This window comes from Nocardia tenerifensis NBRC 101015 (assembly GCF_000308715.1).
GTDB classification, from domain to species: Bacteria; Actinomycetota; Actinomycetes; order Mycobacteriales; family Mycobacteriaceae; genus Nocardia; species Nocardia tenerifensis.
On sequence record NZ_BAGH01000213.1, the window covers coordinates 1 to 5,118 of the forward strand.

Genomic DNA, 5,118 nt, shown 5'->3' on the forward strand with positions numbered 1-5,118 from the left:
ACCCGCCACGAAGCCGTGGTCAAGTGACGGATGGGCGAGTGCCGCATCTCGCCTGGCCACGGCGCCGTGGTCAGGCGACGACTGTGCCGGCGACGCATCACGACTCGCCGCCGGGCTGCGGTCACGCGACGAGATGACCAGTGCTGCGCCGCCATTCGCCGCAGGACTGTGTCCGAGCGACGGGAGTGCCCGAGTCACATCACTATTCACCGCCGGGCCGTGGCCGGATGACGGGCGGGTCAACACCGCATTGCCATTCGCCCCGGGGCCTTGGCCAAGCGACGGGTGGACGAGTGCCGCATCTTGACTCACCGCAGGGCCGTGGTCGGGCGACGACTGTGCCAGCGACGCATCACGACCCGCCACAGGGCCATCGTCACGCGACGAGTCGACCAGTGCCGCATCGCCATTCACCGCAGGACTGTGTCCGGGCGACGGGTGGGCCCGAGTCACATACCCACTCGGTGCCGGGCCGTGGCCGGATGGCAGGTGAGCCCGCGTCAGGTCGTCACCCGCCACGGAGCCGTGGTCAAGTGACGGGTGGGCGAGTGCCGCATCGCCACTCACCACGGAGCTGTGGTCGGGCGACGACTGTGCCGACGACGCGTCATGACTCGCCGCAAGGGTGCGGTTACGTGACGAGTTGGTCAGTGCGACAGCGCGATTCGTTGGGGGGTGGTTGGCTGGTGGTTGCGCGGGCGGCTCGTCGCCGAACTCCAGGGCGACGGCGTCGGGGCATACCGTGACGCGCTCGGCGAAGACGCTTGCGAGGGTGCCGGGGTGGGGCGGGGTGGCGGTGGCGTTCCAGGCGCGCAGGACTCGGTCGCGTTCGGTCGCGGTGATGGCGGTGAGCGGCTCGGTGCGGGTATCCGGTGCGGCCGTGAGGAAGCGGGTGAGGAAGTCGAGGTAGCGCTTGTGGTGGGTGGTCACCTCGGTCTCGCTGTAGAGGCGGGGGTTGGCCTCGAAGTCGACGTGGATGCGGTTGCCCGCGCCGTTGTACAGGTTGACCGACAGGTCCTCCACGGGCCCGGTCGCCAGCACGTGCAGCGAGCCGACCAGATCACCGAACTTCAGCTCGTTGTGGAACAGCATGATGTTGACCATCGGGCCGAAGAAGCCGCGCGCGTCGCGGGAGTAGCCGCAGTCGCGGCGGATGTCGTCGTGACGGTAGCGCTGATGCCGCAGCGCGCCGGTGATCTGCAACTCGGTGGCCTTCACCACGTCGGCGACGGTGGTCTCGGGGCCGAACCGCAACCGGATCGGCACCACATTGGAGATCACCCCGGCCGAGCGGCGCAGCGAGACCGTGGTGCGCGCGGACACCGGAAGGCTCAGCACCACATCGGGATTCCCGGTCACCGAGCGCACGTACGCGGCCAGCGCCGCGACGAACAGCGCCGAGTTGGCGGTGCCGAGGGCGGCGACCGCGGCGTCCATCGCGGCCTGGCAGCGGTCGTCGAGCACGGCGGTGGCGGTGCGCCTGCCCGCGTCGTGGGTGGCGGCGGTGACGGTGACGCCGCTGAGGCTCATCGGCTCGCCCGCCCCGGCGAGCTGCTCGAGCCAGTAGTCGCGGTCCGCGCGGAACCGGCTGGTTTCGCGGTAGCGCACCTCGTCGGCGTAGATCTCGGCCAGCGGGGCGGCCCTGGACACCACCGGCTCGGTCCGGTTGTCCAACGCGGTGTAGATCTCCGCGGCGCGGGTGAGCGCGTTCATCGCGCCGTAGCCGTCGATCACGATGTGGTGCGCGTGGGAGTACCAGAGGTAGTCCGAATCACCGGTGCGCAGTACGACATTCGTGATGAGCGGGCCGCGCTCGAGGTCGATCGGCGAGCTCGCGTGCTCGTTCATCCAGCGCAGCGCCGCCGCGTGCGGGTCGGCCTCGCCGCGCAGATCGATCCGCGCCCAGCCCGGCCGTCGCGCGGAATCGACCTGCTGGTAAGGGATTCCGTCGATCTCCCGCAGCCGGACCTGCCCGACCTGAGCCTCCGCGCCGAAGCGCTCGATCGCGTAGAGCAGGCGGCCCACATCCAGGTCGCCACGGATCTCGACGTACTGGGCGATCGTCAGGGGCACGTCCGGACGGATCCGCTGTGCGTACCAGAGCGCCGTCTGCGCCGGCGACAAGACGAATGGTTGTGCCGAAGATTCGCCCGATGAACATTGGTCGACGCTGTCCGTGGCCAATGAACTCATCAATCACTCCGTTCTGCCGCTGTTCGACGCCACTCCCCGTGCTGGGCCCCACAGCAGGCGCGCGAGGCCGACCGTGGAACTTTGCTCCACGCCTATGATTCGGAGCGTCTGACCGGCCGGATTGCCACCGGGCTGGATTTGTTTCACATCGCGGGCGAACGGCGACGACAATCAACGATCAGCGAACATGCAGCTAATTACGCAAAGCGCCCAGATGGCGCGTGCGAATCGCCAAGAAAAATCCGCCCTGACAAGCGACGATCTTCGAAAATCCCTGCCATTGCGAACGATTCGTTACTGGACGAGTCAATCACAGCAACCACAGAAAAAACCGGAGGGAATGTTACCTTTCCGAGACCTTCAGCCGAGAATTTCGGCTTTAGATACCTTCCGGTCGGTCTTTTTGGAGCCGTGCGCCGCCCTCCGCCGAACGAGGGCGGTCACCATCGCGGCCGCCGTCAACGCGACAAAAACGCGTTCCGGCGCCGGGCCGACCCTCGTTGCTATGGTGTTGCTGGTGCGCAGTGGCAGGTCCGCGAGCAACGCGGCGGGCACGAACTGCGGACTCTCTTGGCGCACAGTCCCATCCGCGCCGATGATCGCGCTCACCCCCGAGGTGGCCGCGACCACCAGGGCGCGGCCGTGCTCGACCGCCCGCACGCGCGACATCGCGAGCTGCTGGTAGGTCATCTCGCTGTCGCCGAAGGTGGCATTGTTGGTCGGCACGGTGAGCAGCTGGGCGCCCGCGCGCATGGCGTCCTCGAAGGCACGGTCGAAGGCGACCTCGTAACAGGTCGCGACGCCGATGTCGACGCCCGCCGCGCGCACCACGCCGTCGCCGTGGCCGGGCACGAAATACCCTGCGCGGTCAGCGTATTCGGAGAACAACCGGAAGAACGAGCGCATCGGCAGATACTCGCCGAACGGCTGGATGATCTTCTTGTCGTGCCGCTCCCCCGGACCCGCCGCGCCGTTCCACACGATCACCGAGTTGGTGGTCGTGCGGTCGCTGTTCACCAGCACCGCCCCGACCAGGATCGGCGCACCGATCCGCGCCGAAGCCTGAGTGATGAGCGCCGCGGCGTCGGAGTTGCGCAGCGGGTCGATATCGGACGAATTCTCCGGCCAGATAACCACATCCGGCTTCTTCGCCTCCCCCGCCTCCACCGCGGCGGCCAACTCCTGCGTGCGCCGCACGTGGTTGTCCAGCACCGCCCGGCGCTGAGCGTTGAAGTCCAGCCCCAGGCGCGGCACACTGCCCTGAATCGCGGCCACGGTGATGGTCCGATCCCCCCGATCGGGGTCGGGCAGAGTGGCGCCGACGATCAAACCCGCGATCGGCATGACCACCAAAGTTGCTACGGCCCAAGCACATGCGCCCCTTCCCGCCTGCACGCGCCGCCGACCCGCGCGCTCAGCGGAACCTGCGCGCTCAGCAGAACCTGCGCGCTCAGCAGAACCTGCGCGCTCAGCGGAGTCCGGGCGCTCGGCGAGATTCGCGCGCCCGGCGGAGTCCGCGCGCCCGGCGAGATCCGCACGCCCGGGGGGATCTGTGCGCCCGGCGGAGTCCGTGCGCGCGGCGGGGACTATGCGCTGGGCGGGGACTACGCGCGCAGCGAAGTCCGCGTGCTCTGCGGAATCTGTGCGTCCGGCCGAGCCAGAGTCTGCGCGTCCGGCGAAATCCGCGCGCTCAGCGGAGATTGCTTGTGTCGCAGGGCCAATCAGCTCTCCGTTCGACTCCTGGCGAACATCATCCGCGCCGTGGTCGGTTTGGTCATGGCTCGACGCCCGCCGAGCACGGTCCAAATCGTCTGAGCTAGTAGTGGATTGCCCCGCCCGCATCGATCGCACGGCCAGAACCAGAGCGGCCGCGCCGGTTCCGGTGAGCGCCACCGCGAGGCTGACCAGCGGCGCACCGCCGAGCGAGGCCAGTGGGAGGAACCATCCGTCGGCCTGTCCGAAGGCCAAGCGGCCCCAAGGGAATCCGCCGAACGGAAAACTGGACCTCGCCCACTCCGCGGTCACCCACGCCAGCGCGACCCACAGCGGCCAGCCGGGCAGGCGCCCCACCAGCCGCGCCACCAGGCCGAACAGCCCGATGTACACCGCGCACACCGCCGAAAGCGCCAGCCACGGCAGCGGTCCGACGTAGATGCCGGTCCACGGCAGCAGCGGAACGAAGAACGCGAGCCCCGCGAGGAATCCGTACCCGAACCCGCCGCGCAGCCGCCCGCTCCCGCGCACGACGAGCGTGAGCACCGTAATGCCCAGCGGCGCAAGGAACCACCACGGCCGCGGCGGAAAACTCCCGAACAGCAGCAGCCCGGCCACGATCGCGGCCACCGAGCGCCACAGCACCGGGTATCGAGCGATCAACGCGGACAGTCGATCACGCACGGCCGATCGCCCTTCCGAAGTGAGTCTTCTCCATCAACGCCCCGATCGGCCTCGCCGCCTGCGAGCCGGGACGTTCACGCCTCATGGATGACCACTCCGCGATGCACGGTGCGCAGGCACCGGGGCAGCTCCGAATCCGGTGTCAGCGGCGGCAATCCGGGCACGCGCGACCTCGGGTCGGTGGACCACCGCTGCACGGTGTCGGCGGCGGCCGCGACGACGAGCTGATCGGCGTCCCACACCGCGTAGGAGGCGGGCGCGCCGGGGACCAGGGTGCCCGCGATACCGTCGCGCACCCCGCCGGCCCGCCACGCGCCCCTGGTCGCGGCGGCGAAAGCGGCCCGCGGCGAGAGCGAGTGGCCCGGCGTGCGATGGTTGGCCGCGGCGCGCACGGCCGACCACGGATCGAGCGGGGTGACCGGCGCGTCCGACCCGATGGCCAGTGAGATGCCCGCGGCGGCCATGGCGGCGAAGGGATTCAGCGCGGCGGCGCGCTCCGCGCCGAGGCGGGCGGCGTACATGCCGTCC

General features: G+C 69.6%; 3 protein-coding genes. All 3 read right to left on the reverse strand.

Annotated elements, in window-relative coordinates:
- A partial coding sequence (locus ON39_RS17990) for a condensation domain-containing protein (protein WP_255219278.1) occupies positions 1-2,193 on the reverse strand: 2,193 nt, incomplete at its 3' end.
- Positions 2,194-2,553: 360 nt separating this feature from the next.
- Positions 2,554-4,590 carry an apolipoprotein N-acyltransferase gene (lnt, locus tag ON39_RS50655; RefSeq protein WP_246003169.1) on the reverse strand — a complete coding sequence of 679 codons (2,037 nt, stop codon included), beginning with the start codon at positions 4,588-4,590 and terminating at the stop codon, positions 2,554-2,556.
- Positions 4,591-4,664: 74 nt separating this feature from the next.
- Positions 4,665-5,118, reverse strand: a 454-nt coding sequence (locus tag ON39_RS18005; protein ID WP_157195490.1) for an amidohydrolase family protein, incomplete at its 5' end; no start/stop codon positions are given.